General features: G+C 72.3%; 15 protein-coding genes and 1 pseudogene. 11 read left to right on the forward strand and 5 right to left on the reverse strand.

Going from position 1 to position 17,144, the window contains the following annotated elements:
- Nucleotides 1–11 precede the first annotated feature (11 nt).
- Nucleotides 12–2,423, forward strand: a complete 2,412-nt coding sequence (locus tag AC3ETA_RS40320; RefSeq protein ID WP_432197871.1) for a serine/threonine-protein kinase — start codon at nucleotides 12–14, stop codon at nucleotides 2,421–2,423.
- Nucleotides 2,424–2,518: 95 nt separating this feature from the next.
- Here AC3ETA_RS40320 and AC3ETA_RS40325 read toward each other — a convergent pair whose 3' ends face one another.
- On the reverse strand, nucleotides 2,519–3,271 hold the full coding sequence (locus tag AC3ETA_RS40325; RefSeq protein ID WP_432197872.1) for an SLATT domain-containing protein: 753 nt from the start codon (nucleotides 3,269–3,271) through the stop codon (nucleotides 2,519–2,521).
- Between the two features lie 302 nt (nucleotides 3,272–3,573).
- Here AC3ETA_RS40325 and AC3ETA_RS40330 point away from each other — a divergent pair, with 302 nt between their 5' ends.
- The 3 genes from AC3ETA_RS40330 to AC3ETA_RS40340 all read left to right on the forward strand — a co-directional run bounded on the left by AC3ETA_RS40330 (nucleotide 3,574) and on the right by AC3ETA_RS40340 (nucleotide 5,265).
- Nucleotides 3,574–3,918 carry a YbaB/EbfC family nucleoid-associated protein gene (locus tag AC3ETA_RS40330; protein WP_030956117.1) on the forward strand — a complete coding sequence of 115 codons (345 nt, stop codon included), beginning with the start codon at nucleotides 3,574–3,576 and terminating at the stop codon, nucleotides 3,916–3,918.
- A 92-nt stretch (nucleotides 3,919–4,010) separates the two neighbouring features.
- On the forward strand, nucleotides 4,011–4,610 hold the full coding sequence (recR, locus tag AC3ETA_RS40335; protein WP_432197873.1) for a recombination mediator RecR: 600 nt from the start codon (nucleotides 4,011–4,013) through the stop codon (nucleotides 4,608–4,610).
- Nucleotides 4,603–5,265 carry a DUF5063 domain-containing protein gene (locus tag AC3ETA_RS40340; RefSeq protein ID WP_432197874.1) on the forward strand — a complete coding sequence of 221 codons (663 nt, stop codon included), beginning with the start codon at nucleotides 4,603–4,605 and terminating at the stop codon, nucleotides 5,263–5,265. The genes recR and AC3ETA_RS40340 overlap by 8 nt, the downstream gene beginning before the upstream one ends.
- Nucleotides 5,266–5,287: 22 nt before the next feature.
- Here the strand turns inward: AC3ETA_RS40340 and AC3ETA_RS40345 are convergent, their stop codons facing one another.
- Entirely contained in the window at nucleotides 5,288–6,124 is an 837-nt protein-coding gene (locus AC3ETA_RS40345) for a PhzF family phenazine biosynthesis protein (protein WP_432197875.1), read from the reverse strand.
- A 191-nt stretch (nucleotides 6,125–6,315) separates the two neighbouring features.
- Between AC3ETA_RS40345 and AC3ETA_RS40350 the strand changes: the two genes are divergently transcribed.
- Nucleotides 6,316–6,729, forward strand: coding sequence for an SsgA family sporulation/cell division regulator (locus AC3ETA_RS40350; protein WP_432197876.1), 414 nt, complete (start codon nucleotides 6,316–6,318; stop codon nucleotides 6,727–6,729).
- A 154-nt stretch (nucleotides 6,730–6,883) separates the two neighbouring features.
- On the opposite strand, the gene AC3ETA_RS40355 is transcribed toward AC3ETA_RS40350, so the two are convergent.
- Nucleotides 6,884–8,071 carry a cytochrome P450 gene (locus tag AC3ETA_RS40355; protein WP_432197877.1) on the reverse strand — a complete coding sequence of 396 codons (1,188 nt, stop codon included), beginning with the start codon at nucleotides 8,069–8,071 and terminating at the stop codon, nucleotides 6,884–6,886.
- Entirely contained in the window at nucleotides 8,061–8,816 is a 756-nt protein-coding gene (locus tag AC3ETA_RS40360) for a cyclodityrosine synthase (protein ID WP_432197878.1), read from the reverse strand. The genes AC3ETA_RS40355 and AC3ETA_RS40360 overlap by 11 nt, the downstream gene beginning before the upstream one ends.
- A gap of 276 nt (nucleotides 8,817–9,092) precedes the next feature.
- On the opposite strand from AC3ETA_RS40360, the gene AC3ETA_RS40365 reads away from it, so the two are divergent.
- The 4 genes from AC3ETA_RS40365 to AC3ETA_RS40380 all read left to right on the forward strand — a co-directional run bounded on the left by AC3ETA_RS40365 (nucleotide 9,093) and on the right by AC3ETA_RS40380 (nucleotide 13,632).
- Nucleotides 9,093–10,370, forward strand: coding sequence for an aspartate kinase (locus AC3ETA_RS40365; RefSeq protein WP_383831237.1), 1,278 nt, complete (start codon nucleotides 9,093–9,095; stop codon nucleotides 10,368–10,370).
- A complete protein-coding gene (locus AC3ETA_RS40370) occupies nucleotides 10,367–11,419 on the forward strand; it encodes an aspartate-semialdehyde dehydrogenase (protein ID WP_432197879.1) in 1,053 nt (350 codons plus the stop codon). Before AC3ETA_RS40365 ends, AC3ETA_RS40370 begins: the two co-directional genes overlap by 4 nt.
- A gap of 474 nt (nucleotides 11,420–11,893) precedes the next feature.
- Nucleotides 11,894–12,499 (forward strand): SigE family RNA polymerase sigma factor, encoded by a 606-nt coding sequence (locus tag AC3ETA_RS40375; RefSeq protein WP_432197880.1) that lies wholly within the window; start codon nucleotides 11,894–11,896, stop codon nucleotides 12,497–12,499.
- A complete protein-coding gene (locus tag AC3ETA_RS40380) occupies nucleotides 12,496–13,632 on the forward strand; it encodes a hypothetical protein (RefSeq protein WP_432197881.1) in 1,137 nt (378 codons plus the stop codon). The genes AC3ETA_RS40375 and AC3ETA_RS40380 overlap by 4 nt, the downstream gene beginning before the upstream one ends.
- Before the next feature lie 47 nt (nucleotides 13,633–13,679).
- Here the strand turns inward: AC3ETA_RS40380 and AC3ETA_RS40385 are convergent, their stop codons facing one another.
- Nucleotides 13,680–14,471, reverse strand: a complete 792-nt coding sequence (locus AC3ETA_RS40385) for an SURF1 family protein (protein WP_432197882.1) — start codon at nucleotides 14,469–14,471, stop codon at nucleotides 13,680–13,682.
- 232 nt (nucleotides 14,472–14,703) lie between these two features.
- Between AC3ETA_RS40385 and AC3ETA_RS40390 the strand changes: the two genes are divergently transcribed.
- Both AC3ETA_RS40390 and AC3ETA_RS40395 read left to right on the forward strand, forming a co-directional pair.
- Nucleotides 14,704–16,542 carry a S9 family peptidase gene (locus tag AC3ETA_RS40390; RefSeq protein ID WP_432197883.1) on the forward strand — a complete coding sequence of 613 codons (1,839 nt, stop codon included), beginning with the start codon at nucleotides 14,704–14,706 and terminating at the stop codon, nucleotides 16,540–16,542.
- Between the two features lie 400 nt (nucleotides 16,543–16,942).
- Nucleotides 16,943–17,144, forward strand: a pseudogene (locus AC3ETA_RS40395) (transcriptional regulator); the annotation flags it as partial.

The raw sequence follows: 17,144 nt of genomic DNA on the forward strand, positions 1-17,144 counted from the left end.
GGGGGCGTGCGATGGAGAAGCTGGGGCCGGGGGAACCGGTGGGGGTCCCCCCAGGCGCTGAGCACTGGGGGAAGATCGGGACGTATCGGCTGCTGGCGCGGCTGGGCGCGGGCGGCATGGGAGACGTCTATCTCGCCCGGTCGGAGCGCGGCCGCACGGTCGCCGTGAAGCTGGTGCGGCGGGAACTGGCCGCGCAGGAGGAGTTCCGGGCCCGGTTCCGGCAGGAGGTGCAGGCCGCGGGGCAGGTCGGCGGGTTCTGGACCGCGCCGGTGCTCGACGCGGACACCGAGGCCGAGGTGCCCTGGGTCGCCACCGGGTACGTCGCCGGGCCCAGCCTCCAGCAGGTCGTCGGGCACGACCACGGGGCGCTGCCCGAGCGGTCGGTCGGCATCCTGGCGGCGGGTCTCGCGCACGCGCTCAAGGACATCCACGCCGCGGGGATCGTGCACCGGGATCTGAAGCCGTCGAACGTCCTGGTCACCATCGACGGGCCCCGCGTCATCGACTTCGGCATCGCGCGCGCCCTGGAGACCGTCGACGAGAGCGGGCTCACGCGCACCGGCGCGCTCGTCGGGTCGCCGGGGTTCATGGCGCCCGAGCAGGTGCGCGGCGACCGGATCACGCCCGCGTGCGACGTGTTCTGCCTGGGCTCGGTGCTCGCGTACGCCGCCACCGGCCGGCTGCCCTTCGGGTCCGTCGACAGCGGCCCGCACGCCGTGATGTTCCGGATCGCCCAGGAGGACCCCGACCTGGAGGGCATGCCCGAGGGCATCGCCGAGCTGGTGCGGGACTGTCTGCGCAAGGACCCCGGCGCCCGCCCGACGCTCGACCGGATCCTGGAGCGCACGGGCGCCGAGGACACCGTCTCCGGCGGACGCTCCCGCGACCCCTGGCTGCCGAGCGCACTGGTGGCCCAGCTGGGACGGCACGCGGTACGGCTGCTGGACGCGGAGAACCCGGTGCGCGGTACGGGGTCCCAGCCGTCGCCGCACGGGGGCGTCCCGGCGCCGACGAACCTTCCGGGCTCTGGCCTTCCGGGCTCCGGTCTTCCGGGCTCTGGCCTTCCGGGCTCTGGCCTTCCGGGCTCTGGCCTTCCGGGCTCCGGCCCTCCGGGCCCGGCCGCGCATGTTCCGGGTGCGCATGTTCCGGGTGCGCCGGGTTCCCGTGGCCCGGGTGCCGGTGCCCCGGTTTCTGCCGCGCCGGGCACCGGTGCCCCCGGTTCCGCCGCCCCCGTCGCGGGCGCGGCGGGCCCAGGTGGGACCGGTTCGCCTGCCTCAGGTTCCGCTGCCCCAGGTTCCCCAGCCTCCGGTTCCGTTGCCTCCGGTTCCCCAGCGTCCGGACCTCCCGGCTCAGGTGTGCCGGGGGCCGGTTTCCCGGGTTCCGGTCTCCCGGGTTCCGGAGTGCCCGGCTCCCGTGGCCCCGCCTCCGGAGCCCCCGCCTCGGGAGCCCCTGGTTCCGTGGAGCCCACCCCCGCCGCCTCCCCCGAGCACGCCCCGGCCGCCGTGCCGACGCCGCCGGATCAGCTGCCCACCGTCGCCGCGAGCCGGGGTGGTCCGACCCCGCCGCCGGGCCCGGGTATGCCCCCCGGTGGCGCGTTCTGGGAGGCCGCCGCTCCCGGCAGTGCCCCGGCGCACCCGGCGTACGGCTCTCCACAACAGCACCCGCAGCAGCCGGCGTACGGCTGTCCGCCGGCCGGGCCCGGCCGGCCCTACGGAGCCGCTCCCGGGTACGGGGCGTACGGCCCGGATCCGAACCACCCGAGCCCGAATCCGGCGTACGGCGCCACCCCGCCCTACGGCCCACCCGGTCCCTACCTTCCGGAGCCGCAGCACGAACAGCCCCGGCGCAGCGGGCGTTCCACGGCGGCACTGGTCGTCGTCGCGCTGGTCGTCGCGCTCGGCGCGGGCGGCTCGGTGTACGCCCTGATGAGCGACGACGGTGACGACGGAGCCGGTGGCGGTCCGACCGACAGGCCCACCGCCACGTCCACCCCGACCGACTCCCCGACCGACTCCCCGACCTCCGACCCGACGACTGCCACCCCGTCCCCGACCCCCTCGGCGTCCGCGGACGGCACGGTCCCGGCGGGCTACCTCGGTACCTGGACGGCCACGATCGACAGCGGCACCGGCGAGAACACCCGCCGGCTGACCATCCGGCAGGGCGAGGTGGGCGACACGGTCCTGTCCCTCGTCGCCGACGGACCCGCCGGAAACGGCACCTACCACTGCGAGTTCGAGGCGGACCTCTCCGCGGCGCCGGCCGGCGACGGCCCGTTGCGGATCGGCCCGTCCACCGTGACCGTAGGCGAGGCTCCCACCTGTTCCCCGGGCAAGGCCACCGAGATCTCGCTGCTGCCGGACGGCAGGCTGGAGCGGGTGACCACCGGCAGCGGCGAGAGCCTGACGTACGGCAAGCAGTGACCGGTGGCAGCGAAGTCCCGTTTCCTGTGCGGCAGTTGGAGTGCGGGTCGGCCGGCCCTTTCCCTTCCCGCAGTCGTGCGTGCGGCGGGCGCTCCTCAGCGCGGCTCGGGCGGGCGCTGACGTGGCATGTTCGGGCGGGTGCCGTTCGCCGGGGGGACCGCGAAGCGGCCCAGGGCCGCGGTGGCGTCCGGGCGGCTTCCGCCGGGCACCGCGGACTGGATGCCCAGGCGTGCGGACCCGGTGCGGAACTCCACCATCCAGTCCGCCGTCTCCGCCCGCATCAGCTCGGTGACGTCCTCGGAGAACCGGCGCAGCACGGCCAGGCAGCGCTCGGCGGCCTCGCCGGCCGTGCCCTCGGCCGGGCCGAGGACCTCCCGTACGTTCTCCGTCGCCCAGTCGAACTGAAGCATCTGAAGCCGCCGCTGTACGGCCTGGGCCGTGGCGACGTCCCTTATCCACCCGGACGTGATCCCGAAGAACCGGTCGACCGCCACACAGGCCACGGCGATCAGGAGCGCCAGATACCCCCAGGGGGCCACCCCGCTCACGACGCCGGTCAGGTCGAGGAGCGGCAGCGCGGCTCCGACCACCGCCCCGGCAGCGGCCCCGCCGCGCAGCGCCCGCGCCCCGCGCCGCTTCCACACCCGGTCCGCGAGATACCACGCCGCCGTGGTCAGCGCCCCTCGCTCCACCCACCGGTACAGCTCGTCCAGCCGTACCGCCGGCTCCCCCCAGTCACCGTGGGGGAACGCCCGCCCCGTCAGATCGCCCGGCCGCAGCCCGGCCGCCCCTTCGCCGCCCCGCCCGTCCTTCGGCGACCTGTCGGGCTGCATCTCCGGCTGACCCACCCGGCACTCCCTACTGTCACGGTGCGTGACATCACGTACGACATACGACGTGGATGCGACCCCCGCAGCGCACGGAACGTCACGCAACACCTGAGGCTGACGCGCCGGACCCTTCCTACCGCCCAATGGGTGGCGAAGAGATGCCTTTCGCGTCTTTTCCGCCCGGAAGTGGGCCTTGATCAGGTATAGGACGCCCATTCCTCCGAGTTCTCTCTCACTCGAAAGAGTGCTGGGGCGACGGCCAGCCAGACCACGTAGGCTCGTGCTGAACGGGAAACGCGTACACACGCAAGGAGCTGATCGTGATCCCCGGTGGTGGCCAGCCCAACATGCAGCAGCTGCTCCAGCAGGCCCAGAAGATGCAGCAGGACCTGCAGCGGGCGCAGGAAGAACTGGCGCAGACCGAGGTCGACGGACAGGCGGGCGGCGGCCTGGTGCAGGCCACTGTCACGGGCGCCGGCGAGCTCCGCGCGCTGAAGATCGACCCGAAGGCGGTCGACCCGGAGGACACCGAGACCCTCGCCGACCTGATCATCGCGGCAGTCCAGGCGGCCAACGAGAACGCGCAGAACCTCCAGCAGCAGAAGCTGGGCCCGCTGGCCCAGGGCCTGGGCGGCGGCAGCGGGATCCCCGGCCTGCCCTTCTGACGCTCCGGGCGTTGCCCGCCTCGTCTTTCTAAGAGGGGGCGCCGCCAACTACCGTACGTACCGTAAGGAACCCCAGGAAGGACGGCAGTCCGTTGTACGAAGGCGTGGTTCAGGACCTCATCGACGAGCTGGGCCGGCTGCCCGGCGTCGGTCCCAAGAGCGCGCAGCGGATCGCCTTCCACATCCTCCAGGCGGAACCGACGGACGTACGGCGCCTCGCCCAGGCCCTCATGGAGGTCAAGGCGAAGGTCCGCTTCTGCGCGACGTGCGGGAACGTCGCGCAGGAGGAGCTGTGCAGCATCTGCCGGGACACGCGCCGCGACCCGGCGGTGATCTGCGTGGTCGAGGAGCCCAAGGACGTCGTGGCGATCGAGCGGACCCGCGAGTTCCGCGGCCGCTACCACGTCCTCGGCGGCGCGATCAGCCCGATCGAGGGTGTCGGACCGGACGACCTGCGTATACGAGAACTTCTCGCGCGGTTGGCCGACGGGACGGTCACGGAGCTGATCCTGGCCACCGATCCGAATCTCGAGGGCGAGGCCACCGCCACGTACCTCGCGCGCATGATCAAGCCCATGGGCCTGAAGGTCACCCGCCTGGCCAGCGGCCTCCCGGTGGGTGGCGACCTGGAATACGCGGACGAGGTCACCCTCGGCCGCGCCTTCGAGGGGAGACGACTCCTAGATGTCTGACGCCACGCTGCACGCGACCGGCCAGAACCCGGACGACTTCGCGGTCCAGATCGCGGACCAGATCGAGAGTTTCCTGGTCGCGGTGACGGAGGTCGCGAAGGGCGACGAGCCGGGCTCGACCGTGCCCTTCCTGCTGCTGGAGGTCTCCCAGCTGCTGCTGGCCGGCGGCCGTCTCGGCGCCCACGAGGACATCGTCCCCGAGGAGCGCTACGAGCCCGACCTGGGCCCCGAGGGGGACGTGGACGAGCTCCGCGAGAACCTCGCCCGCCTGCTGGACCCGGTCGACGTCTACTCCGAGGTCTTCGACCCCTACGAGCCCCGCAAGGCCCCGGTCCCGGCGCGGATCTCCGACGACCTGACCGACGTCATCACCGACCTGCGCCACGGCATGGCCCACTACCGCGCGGGCCGCACCGCCGAGGCCCTGTGGTGGTGGCAGTTCTCCTACTTCTCCAACTGGGGCTCGACGGCGTCCGCGACGCTGCGCGCGCTGCACTCCGTCCTGGCCCACATCCGCCTGAACCAGCCCCTGGAGGAGCTGGACGGCCTGGACACGGACCAGGGCGTGATGGGCGACGAGACGCTGGAGTTCGAGGCCGGCAAGGTCATGCAGCAGGAGATCGGCGATCAGCTGGGGCTGCGAACGGCGAAGTGACGCCGGCCCCCGCCGCGTCGTCTCAGATCCGTACGGCCGTCCCGGTCACGCCGATTCCGGTGCCCGGCCCGGCCGGAACGGTCACCGTGATCAGGCTCGGTCTGCCCATGTCCGCGCCCTGATGGATCGTCACCGTGGCGGGTGTCGCGACGAGTTCGAGCTCGCGCAGGTAGCCGCCGAACGCGGCCGCCGCCGCGCCCGTGGCCGGGTCCTCCACCACACCGCCGGGCGGGAACGGGTTGCGGGCGTGGAACACGGTGGGGGACTCCCGCCAGATCAGGTCGACGGTCGTCCAGTCCTCGCGGGCCATGAGGGCGGCGAGCCGCTCCATCGCGTAGTCCAGGTCGGCCAGCCGCTCCCGGGTGGCGGCCGCGAGGACCGGGTGCCGGGCGCCGCCGAAGGCCACGCGGGGCGGCAGCGCCGGGTCCAGATCGGCGGCGCTCCAGCCCAGGATCGCCAGCAGCTCGGCCAGGTCGGCGTCGGCGAGGGGCTCCGTGTGCGGCGCCACGCTCACCAGGGTCGCCGTCAGCGTGCCGTCGGCCGTCCGGTCGGTGGTCACGGTGACCGGGCCCGCCTTGGTCCGCAGCCGCAGCCGGCCGGTGCCGTGGCGTTCCGCGTGGGCGACGGCCGTGGCGATCGTCGCGTGGCCGCAGAACGGCACCTCGGCGAGCGGGCTGAAGTACCGGATGTCCAGCGTGCCGTCGCCGGCCGGCACCACGAACGCCGACTCCGAGTAGCCGACTTCGGCCGCCGCCGCCAGCATCTCCCGGGCGTCGACGCCGGTGGCGTCGAGCACCACACCTGCCGGGTTGCCCCCCGCGGGGTCGCTGCTGAACGCCACGTAGCGCGAAATCTCCATGCGGGGACCGTAACCGCGCGCCGGGAACGGGGCGAGGGGATTACCCGGGCGCGGGGAGCCGGACCCTGAAATGTGACGCAGGTTACATGGAAAGACTCCGGTAGTCGCGTAATGCACGGGGGACTCGTGCCGTCTCACCGGCACAACGGCCACACCGGGCCGCTGCCCCCGCCCCGAATCGGAGCCCGCCCATGCATGTCACCCTGGAGCAGCCGACCGGCGCCCGCCTGATCACCGCCGACCAGGAGATCGCCCTTCCGGCGACCCTGCGCTACACCTCCGGCGACCCGTTGGCCGTGCACCTCGACTTCCCGGCCCACGTCACCCTCGACGGCGAGGCCGCGACCTGGACGTTCGCCCGTGTACTGCTGGGTGAGGGGCTGCGGGCCCCCGCCGGGCTCGGCACCGTGCGGGTACGGCCGTGCGGGACGTCCCACACCTACGTGGAGTTCCACTCGCCGGAGGGCGCGGCCAGACTCCGGTTCGTCACCGCGGACCTGAACCGCTTCCTGGCCCGCACCTACACCGTGCTCGCGCCGGGCGAGGAGACCGTGGCGGCCGAACTGGACCAGGGGCTCGCGACACTGTTCGGCGGGCGGGTGTGACACCCGGCTGCGGGTAGGCGGACCCGGGCGCGATCACGGGCCCGCCGGGCCTTTTGAGCGGTGCGGCGGGCCCGGCGCGTTCACAGGCCGTTCAGGCCCTTCGCCGTCGTGACGACCCCGCCCGTCAGCGCCTGCTTCCCGGCAGAACGGCGCGCTACCACATGACCGGCAGCCGCTCCGGGATCCGCTTCATGAAACCGGTGCGCCACACCAGTTGCTCGATCGGCACCGCGAGCCGCAGCCCGGGCATCCGCTCCAGCAGCGTCCGCAGGGCGATCTCGGCGTGCCCCCGGCCCAGGGCGGTGGCGGGGCAGTAGTGGCGGCCGCCGCCGAAGGAGAGATGGGCGGTGGCGTTCTCCCGGCCGAGGTCGACCCGGTGGGGGTCGGGGAAGGCCGCCGGGTCGAAGTTCGCGCCCTCGACGAGGACCAGCACCAGCTCGCCCGCCTGCACGTCCACGTCGCCCAGCCGTACGTCCTCGGTCGCCAGCCGCGGCAGGCCGTCGCCGATGGACAGGTTGATCCGCAGGAGCTCGTCCACGGCCGCGGGGATCTTCCCGGGGTCCGCGACCAGTTCGGCCTGGAGGCCGGGGTGCTGGATCAGCGACACCAGCGCCATGGTCAGGAAGCCCGAGGTGGAGATGACCCCGGCGCCGAACATCGTCACCCCGACCGTCGCGAGCATCTCGTCGGTGAGATGGCCGTATTCGGGGTCGGTGCGCAGGGCCGCGAGCTCGGCCATCAGGCCCGTCGTCGCCGGGTCGTCCAGCCGCTCGGTCATGTAGGCGATGTCCCGGTCCCAGTTGAGCCGGGCGCCCGCGACGGGACAGGCCGAGTTCATGAACGCGATGTCCAGGCTCCGCATGAGCCGGGGCGCGTCCGCGGCCGGGAGGCCGAGGATGCGGCAGTGCATGCCCGCGGAGTACGGATCGGCGAAGCCGGCCCGCAGGTCGGCCGGAGCGCCCTCACGCAGCAGCCCGTCGACGAGTTCACCGGCACGGGAGCGCATCCACTCCGCCAGGCCGGGGCTCTTGGGATTCAGCGCCTTCAGCACGGCCTTGCGCAGTCCGGCGCCGGTGATGTTCCCCATGTTGTTGACGACCTCGGGCGGGATCGTCAGCGCGTACTGCCGGGGCACGCCGGGCGCGGAGGTGTCCTTCAGGCTGAAGCGGGGGTCTTCGAGGACCTGCTTGCACAGGGCGTACGACGACACCAGCCACGCCTCGTCGCCGGCGATGGTGCGCACGCGGCGCACGGGCCGGTCGGCGCGCAACTCCTCGACCTCGGGCGGGATCCGGTCGCCGCGCCAGGAGAAGGGGAAGTCGAGGGGGGCTTCAGTGAGCATCGGCGCTCCCCTCGGCGGGCGTGACGATGGCGTGCCCCTGGTTGCGGGAGGCGCGCAGTCCGGCGCCGCGGGAGTAGAGCAGCTCGGCCATCGGCAGCAGCTGGTGGTAGCAGTTGAGGGAGGAGGGGACGCCGAGGATGGCGGGGGTGTCCAGGAAGAGGGGCGCCTCGGCACAGACGTAGGAGAGGCAGACCTCGCGCTGGGCGGCGGTCGCCCGCTCGGCACGGCCGGTCAGGAAGGAGTCGACGAGTTTCTCGCAGGTCGTGCGGAACTCGTCGTCGGTGGCGAGGCGGGCCCGGAGCCGGTCGTGTGTCTCGCGGTAGGCCGCGTTGCCGTGGAAGTCGGACATGGCGTGCGCGTGCAGGCGGCTGCCGCCCGGGTCGGCCGCCCGGACGGCGCCCAGCACCTTGGCGCGCACCCCGCGCAGGTTCTTCACCGCCTTGCGGCGGGCGTCGTCGGGCGGATAGCCGGACGCCGCGTACATCTCGGCCACGTACAGGTCCGTGTAGACGAAGTCCACCCGCTCGAACAGGGCGAGGCCCCAGCGGGCCAGGTCGTGGACCCGGTCGGCGGAGAAGTAGCTGTTGCCGGGGGAGACGCCGATCACGGCGTGGTCGCCGGCGTCGCGGATGACCTCGCAGTGCGGGGTGAAGGGCCGGATCTCGAAGAGGGAGCCGGCCGCGGAATCCGTATCGGCTTCGGCCGGTGTGACGTGCTGGATCTCGGAAGCGGTCGCAGTCGTCAAAGGAGGAGGATCCTTCGCGTCGCAAGTCCCGATGGAGCCTTGTGCCCCTGGTGTGGCGACGACAACGCGAAGTTAGCGGGCGACTACGGAGAGCGTCAATGGCCTTCTCGCGGCCCGTGTCCCCGCGAGTGACCTGCCCCACTTTCCGGAGTGCGGGGCTCCACACCGGGCAGGCACGACCCCGAGCGCCCGAATCTCACCATCCGGGAACCCCGAGGTCGAATTCGGACGCTCGGTAAACTGAGCCGACACACACGGACTGAGCGAGGAGCGCACGTGGGCCTTGTCGTGCAGAAGTACGGAGGCTCCTCCGTAGCCGATGCCGAGGGCATCAAGCGCGTCGCCAAGCGGATCGTGGAAGCCAAGAAGAACGGCCACCAGGTGGTCGCCGTGGTTTCCGCGATGGGCGACACGACGGACGAGCTGATCGATCTCGCCGAGCAGGTATCCCCGATCCCTGCCGGGCGCGAGCTCGACATGCTGCTGACCGCGGGAGAGCGGATCTCCATGGCCCTGCTGGCCATGGCGATCAAAAACCTGGGCCACTCGGCCCAGTCGTTCACCGGCAGCCAGGCAGGTGTCATCACCGACTCGGTCCACAACAAAGCCCGGATCATCGACGTGACACCGGGCCGCATCCGGACCTCGGTCGACGAGGGCAACATCGCCATCGTCGCCGGCTTCCAGGGCGTGAGCCAGGACTCCAAGGACATCACCACGCTGGGCCGCGGCGGCTCCGACACCACCGCCGTCGCGCTGGCCGCCGCCCTCGACGCCGAGGTCTGCGAGATCTACACCGACGTCGACGGCGTGTTCACCGCCGACCCGCGCGTGGTCAAGAAGGCGAAGAAGATCGACTGGATCGCCTTCGAGGACATGCTGGAGCTGGCCGCGTCCGGCTCGAAGGTGCTGCTCCACCGGTGTGTGGAGTACGCCCGTCGTTACAACATCCCGATCCACGTGCGGTCCAGCTTCAGCGGGCTGCAGGGCACGTGGGTCAGCAGCGAGCCGATCGAGCAAGGGGACAAGCAGGTGGAGCAGGCCATCATCTCCGGTGTCGCGCACGACACCTCCGAGGCCAAGGTCACGGTCGTCGGCGTGCCGGACAAGCCGGGCGAGGCCGCCGCGATCTTCCGCGCGATCTCCGACGCCGAGATCAACATCGACATGATCGTGCAGAACGTGTCCGCCGCCTCCACCGGTCTGACGGACATCTCCTTCACGCTGCCGAAGTCCGAGGGCCGCAAGGCCATCGACGCGCTGGAGAAGAACAAGGCCGGCATCGGCTTCGACTCCCTGCGCTACGACGACCAGATCGGCAAGATCTCCCTCGTCGGCGCCGGCATGAAGACCAACCCGGGTGTCACGGCGGACTTCTTCAAGGCGCTGTCCGACGCGGGCGTGAACATCGAGCTGATCTCCACCTCCGAGATCCGCATCTCGGTCGTCACCCGCGCCGACGACGTCAACGAGGCCGTACGCGCCGTGCACTCCGCCTTCGGCCTGGACTCCGACAGCGACGAGGCTGTCGTGTACGGAGGCACCGGGCGATGACTCACCGACCGACGCTCGCGGTCGTGGGTGCGACTGGAGCCGTCGGCTCGGTCATGCTCCAGATCCTGTCCCAGCGTGCGGACATCTGGGGCGAGATCCGTCTGATCGCCTCGCCGCGCTCGGCCGGCCGGAAGCTGGCCGTGCGCGGCGAGGAGGTCGAGGTGGTGGCGCTCACCGAGGAGGCCTTCGCCGGGGTCGACGTCGCGATGTTCGACGTCCCCGACGAGGTGGCCGCGCGCTGGGCGCCCATCGCCGCCGCCGCGGGCGCGGTGGTGGTCGACAACTCGGGCGCCTTCCGGATGGACCCGGAGGTGCCCCTGGTCGTGCCCGAGGTCAACTCGCACGTGGTGCGCAGGCGCCCGCGCGGGATCGTGGCCAACCCCAACTGCACGACCCTCTCGATGATCGTGGCGCTGGGTGCGCTGCACGCCGGGTTCGGGTTGCGCTCCCTGGTGGTGTCCTCCTACCAGGCGGTGAGCGGGGCCGGCCGTGCCGGCGTCGACACCCTGCGCCAGCAGCTGTCCCTGGTCGCCGGTACGGACCTGGGGACCAGCCCCGGCGACGTACGGCGGGCCGTCGGCGACAACACCGGCCCGTTCCCGGAGCCGGTCGCGCTGAACGTCGTGCCGTGGGCCGGGTCGCTGCGCGAGGACGGCTGGTCCTCGGAGGAGATGAAGGTGCGGGACGAGTCCCGCAAGATCCTCGGCCTGCCGAAGCTGCCGGTCGCGGTGACCTGTGTGCGGGTGCCGGTGCTGACCGGGCACTCGCTGACCGTGCACGCCCGCTTCGAGGGCGAGGTCACCGTCGCCAAGGCCCGCGAGATCCTGGCCACCACCCCCGGGGTCGTGCTGTACGACGACCCGGGCGCCGGTGAGTTCCCGACGCCGGCCGATGTCGTGGGCACGGATCCGACCTGGGTCGGCCGGGTGCGCCGCGCGCTGGACGATCCGACGGCGCTCGAACTCTTCGTCTGCGGCGACAACCTGCGCAAGGGCGCGGCCCTGAACACCGCTCAGATCGCGGAGCTGGTGGCGGCGGAGTTCTCGTGAACCCCCCGTGCCGCGGGAAAAATCTCTGGGCCCCGACCGGATCGTTTGTAGGATCTGTGTGAAAAGTGTGAGCTGATCGATGGTCCGGACCACTTGAACCGGCCCTCGGCAGCAGCTGAAGATTTTTCTCCCCGTCCTTGCAACCGCTTGCAGGGCGGGGAGCGTCTTTGCGGTCGCCCTTATGGGTGTGGAGGCGCGTTTTTTCTGGCGTGGGGACGCCATGAGCCGGGCGTGGGGACGCCTGTTCATGTGGGACATAAGGGAAGAGCGGGTAGGCATGTGGGCGTTTGACGCACAGTCGGTTGTGCTGCCTCGGGTGAGAGGAACTGCGGACGTCGGCGCAAAAGTGACGTCCGGCACGTACAACCCTCTCGGGGGGACGCGTGTCCAACAGGCGTGGCAGAGGTACTCGACTTCAGTGCGGCGACCCGCGGTACGGCCCTACGGCCGCCCCGCCGGCCCGTCCGATCCCGCATGCCCGGTGCGCCCGGCGGCATGCCGGTGATCGCGCCCATGCCCGCAGCGCGGCCCACCCGCATTCCGAGTCAGCGTGACGGTGCCGAACACGCCGAGAACACCGCGGCGGCCGGCACCACCGTCGATCACCTCACCGAGACCTACCGGGCGCACTACCGCTCCCTGCTGGGTCTCGCGGCCCTCCTCCTCGACGACACCGCCTCCTGCGAGGACGTCGTCCAGGAGGCGTTCATCCGGGTCCACTCCGCGCGCAAGCGGGTGCGGGATCCGGAAAAGACACTGGCGTATCTGCGCCAGACCGTCGTGAATCTCTCCCGCTCCGCGCTGCGCCGCCGCATACTCGGCCTGAAGCTGCTGTCCAAGCCGATGCCCGACATGGCGAGCGCGGAGGAGGGGGCCTACGACCAGCTCGAACGGGACTCCCTCATCAAGGCGATGAAGGGCCTGCAGCGCCGCCAGCGCGAGGTCCTCGTCCTGCGCTACTTCGCGGACATGACCGAGGCGCAGGTCGCCGAGACGCTCGGTATCTCACTGGGGTCGGTGAAGGCGTACGGCTCGCGCGGCATCGCGGCGCTGCGGGTCGCCATGGAGGCGCCGGCATGAGCGGGGACCAGGACGAGCGGCGGGAGCCGGCCGGACGGCCGGACGAGCAACAGCCGAAGCAATCGCACGCTGGGAACGGAACTGTGAACCACGGCCCCGACGACCAGGGCCCCGCCGGGCTCGACTCGGACGAGCTGGTCTTGCGCCGCTTGCTGCACGACGCGGTCCAGGAGATGGAGCCGCGCGACGGCACCCTGGACCATCTGCGCCGGGCGGTGCCCGCACGCCGGGCGCGCAAGCGTCAGGCGCTCGTCGGCATGGCCGCCGCGGCCCTCTTCGTCGGCACCGCCGTCCCGGCGCTGGTGCATGTGTCCAACGCCACCGACGCCAACGTCAACTCGTCGAACGCCGGTCACGGTGAGCAGGCGCAGGGCGGCGTCGGCCAGGGCAAGGAGACGGAGGGCGGCCAGAGCACCTCGGGCGGCTCCTCCGGCAAGACCCAGGACCAGGGCAAGGACGGCGACCAGGACGAGGACAAGGGCTCGGGCACGGGCCCGGGCAGCGGCTCCGGCAGCCCCGACGACCCCCAGGCCACCACCGCGACCGGCGCCGCGGCGTGCACGGTCGACCAGCTCGGCACGTCCGGCGGGACCGCCGACGCCCCCGACACGGCCGGCGCGGTCTACGGCACCTTCCGCTTCAGCAACATCTCCGCGGCCGACTGCACGGTGAGCAGCCCCGGCAGCGTGAGCCCGCTCGCGGGCGGCGCGGCGGACCAGTCGAAGATCACCGCGATCCGGCACACCGCCGGGGACGCGGCGGCCGGACTGCCCGCCCCGTCCCAGGAGCTGACCTCGCTCATCCTCAAGCCGGGCGAGTCGTACGCGGTGAAGTTCGCCTGGATACCTTCGGAGACCTGTCCCACCACGGGTGACAACACCGGCGGCGGCACGGGCGGCGGGGAACCCTCGCCCGACCCGACGCCGACCGACACCACCAGCGGCACCACCGAGGGCACCTCCACCGGCGGCGACACGGGGACCTCCACCCAGCTGCTGACCGAGGACACCGCCCTCGACGGCAGCGTCACGATCTCCAGCACGACGGAGGCGGGAGGCGCGACGGCCACGGTGGTCGTGTCCAACGCCTGCGCGGGGACGGTCTACTGGACGGGTGTGCTGGCGGGGGCGTAGAGCCTGCTGCGAAAGCGGCGCCCGCCGCCTCGTCGCGACCTCTTCGATCACACGCCGGACGGGCTGGGGACGCGTTCCTCGTCCGGCGTCAGCCCCAGCTCCGCGTCCCGTACGGACTCCACCTCGCGGCGCAGCAGCCGGAACCACATGAAGAGCACGAAGCCGGCGAAGACGAACCACTCGCCGGTGTAGCCGAGGTTCTGGAACGCCTTCAGGTCCAGCCCCGTGTCGGCGGTGGCGGCCGCCGGGACCGCCTTCATGCCGGGGTCGGCCTCGGCGAGCGTGATCCAGGCGTCGTAGACGTCGTACGACACCAGGTTCACCAGCGACGCCGCGCTGATCGCACCCGTCTGACCGGACGGCAGGCCGCCCCGCGCGGACACGCCGTTCTCCCCGGGCTGCTCCGACGCCTGGAGCGCTCCGGTGACGGTGACCTCGCCCTTGGGCGCGGCGGGGGCGTCGGCGCGGTCGGCGTCGCCCGGCAGCCAGCCCCGCACGACCGGCAGGGCCTTGCCGTCGTCGGTGCGCAGCAGCGTCATGACGTAGAAGCCGCGCTTGCCGTCCAGCTCCCGGCCCGGCACGAGCAGCTGCTCGGCGTACCGGCCCTCGGCGGTGGCCTGCCGGCCCGCCGTCGCCTTGTCCACCGGCAGCAGGTCGGCGAGCGGCCGGGCGGTCTCCCGCTCGTTCTCCGCGGCCTGCTCGCCGGCGTTGCGGTGGTCGTCCACGCGCGCCTCGAACCGGCCCAGCTGCCAGGACCCCATGAACACGCAGAAGGGGATGGCGAGCAGCACGAAGACGTTGATCCCCCACCAACGGGGCGTCAGCAGAAACCGGTACACGCCATCAAAGGTACGGGGCTGCCCGGAAGGTCCCGCTCGCGGGGTCGGCACCGCTCGGTGAGGTGGTCGCGGCCGGCCGGGGGCTCGTAGGGCTCGGGCCACCGGGAAGTCCGCACCCCGGCACTGACAGCCGGCCGTGCCCGTGGGGGCGGTGGGGCGCGAGGGCGGAAAGTTATCCACAGGCTGGGGGCCTCACCAGCGCATTGTCCGCCGGGCCAGGCACTATGGGGCCATGACTGAGAGCCACGGGTCGGATTCGCCCGATCACCAGATGCAGGACAAGGCCATGCCGGACTGGGAGAAGCGCTTCCGGGCGCCTCGGGTGTCGCTGCCCGACTGGGCGGAGGACGCACCGGACCGCTCCTTGTTCGTGTCGAACGCCACGGGGACGTACGAGCTGTACGCCTGGGACCGGGCGACGGGCGAGCAGCGCCAGGTCACCGACCGGCCGAACGGCACGACGGACGGCGTGCTCTGCCCGGACGGCACCTGGATCTGGTGGTTCGACGACAAGGACGGCGACGAGTTCGGCGTCTGGCGCCGGCAGCGTTTCGACGGCGGCGAGGACGAACTCGCGGCGCCGGGCCTGGACCCGTCGTACCCGGCCGGCCTCGCCCTCGGCCGGGACGGGCGCACGGCGATCGTGGGCCGCTCCACCGACGAGGACGGCACCACGATCCATCTGGCCCGCACCGGGGAGTCCCCGGTGGAGATCTACCGCCACCGCGAGTCCGCCGGCGTCGGCGACCTCTCGCACGACGGCACGCTGATCGCCGTCGAGCACACCGAGCACGGCGACGCGATGCACTCGGCGCTGCGCGTCCTGCGCCCCGACGGCTCGGCGGTCGCCGAGCTCGACGACACCAAGGGCGGCACCGAGGAGCTGGGTCTTGAGGTCCTCGGCTTCGCCCCGGTGGACGGTGACAGTCGGCTCCTCATCGGGCATCAGCGCCGGGGCCGCTGGGAGCCGCTGGTGTGGGACGTGGCGACGGGGGAGGAGACCGACCTCGCGCTCGAACTGCCGGGCGACGTGAGCGCCGAGTGGTATCCCGACGGCACCGGTCTGCTGATCGTGCACAGCTTCGAGGCGCGCAGCGAGCTGTTCCGGTACGACCTGGCCCGCCGCGCGGCGGAGCGGATCCCGACCCCGGCGGGCTCGGTGTCCGGTGCGACGGCCCGGCCGGACGGCAGCGTGGAGTACCTGTGGTCGTCGGCCGCGGAGCCCTCGGCGGTGCGCTCGACGACGGGGCGGGTGGTGCTGGACCCGCCCGGCATGAAGTCCCCCGGCTCGGTCCCGGTCGAGGACGTGTGGGTGGAGGGCCCGGGCGGCCGCATCCACGCCCTCGTCCAGCGCCCGGCGGGCGTCGAGGGCCCGCTGCCCACCGTGTTCGACATCCACGGCGGCCCGACCTGGCACGACAGCGACGCCTTCGCGGCCGGCCCGGCGGCCTGGGTGGACCACGGTTACGCGGTGGTCCGCGTGAACTACCGCGGCTCGACGGGCTACGGCCGCGCCTGGACCGACGCGCTCAAGCACCGGGTCGGCCTGATCGAGCTGGAGGACATCGCGGCGGTCCGCGAGTGGGCGGTCACCTCCGGACTCGCCGACCCGTCCCGCCTGATCCTGACCGGCGGCTCCTGGGGCGGCTACCTCACCCTTCTCGGCCTCGGCACGCAGCCGGACGCGTGGACGGTGGGCATCGCGGCGGTACCGGTCGCCGACTACGTCACCGCGTACCACGACGAGATGGAGGCCCTGAAGGCGATGGACCGCACCCTCCTGGGCGGCACCCCGGAGGAGGTACCCGAGCGCTACGACGCGTCGTCCCCGCTCACCTACGTCGACGACGTCACGGCCCCGGTCTACATCTCGGCCGGCGTGAACGACCCGCGCTGCCCGATCCGCCAGATCGACAACTACGTCAAGCGCCTGGCGGCCAGGGGCGCGAAGCACGAGGTGTACCGCTATGACGCGGGCCACGGCTCACTGGTCGTGGACGAACGGATCAAGCAGGTCGGGCTGGAACTGGACTTCGCGAACCGCCACTTGAACGGGCGGCGCCTCGCCTGATCTGCGCCTCCCCTCAGAGGACCGAACTTCTTGCAGAGACGTTGCGGGTCAGAAGGGGCGCCCCTCAGGGAGGGGCGCCCCTTCGCGCCGGATGGACGGCGGTCGGTTCCCCTTCAAGGGGCCGACGACATGGCGGAGTTGTCCGACGACGGCCGGCCTCAGGGCCTCACCTCCGTGCCGGCCGTCCCGTGGCCGGCAGTCCGGGCCGGAAGGCGGGCGCGGGGGATCCGCATCACGGCCGCGTGAGGGTTCTCCTACTCACGGTGGAGCAGTTCAGTCGCCTCCCTGCGTGCGATGCGCCCCGGCAGCGGCGCGGGCATGCTGCCCCGGGAGCACACGGGCCGACGGCCTCACGGGGTGCGAGGCCAACCATCCGACGACCATCACCATCGGAGACCTCATGCTGCGAGTGCACTTCACCACTGACGACATCGCGCGCATCCGACTCGCCGCCGCGCCCGATCCGCTGTGGGAAATCGCCAACAGCTTTCAGACCCTGATCACGGACGACGCGCCGTTGGCATTCCGCGAATGGCGGCTCGTGGTCCGGCCGCGTCTGCCTCGGACCAGTCGGCAACTGGCCGGGCTGCTGCCGCCGCGCG

The sequence above is a fragment of the Streptomyces sp. bgisy027 genome (genome assembly GCF_057710365.1).